This window comes from Streptomyces sp. CLV115, from assembly GCF_038448545.1.
Taxonomy (GTDB): Bacteria; Actinomycetota; Actinomycetes; order Streptomycetales; family Streptomycetaceae; genus Streptomyces; species Streptomyces sanglieri.
The window spans coordinates 1-274 of sequence record NZ_JBCEWQ010000466.1 but is presented as its reverse complement, the minus strand read 5'-3'; the positions used below and the strand labels follow the sequence as shown (position 1 = coordinate 274).

The 274-nt window shown below is 55.8% G+C and carries 1 rRNA gene; it reads right to left on the bottom strand.

The features are described 5' to 3' along the window. Positions 1 to 274 (bottom strand): 23S ribosomal RNA (locus AADR41_RS42670); the annotation flags it as partial.

The following is a 274-nucleotide window of genomic DNA, read 5'->3' as shown; positions in this document are numbered from 1 at the left end:
GGGTCTTGAGCGTGCTACTGAAACGCCCTGTTCGGACTCGCTTTCGCTACGGCTTCCCCACACGGGTTAACCTCGCAACACACCGCAAACTCGCAGGCTCATTCTTCAAAAGGCACGCAGTCACGACTGCATGTGCAAGCACACACAGCGACGCTCCCACGGCTTGTAGGCACACGGTTTCAGGTACTATTTCACTCCGCTCCCGCGGTACTTTTCACCATTCCCTCACGGTACTATCCGCTATCGGTCACCAGGGAATATTTAGGCTTAGCGG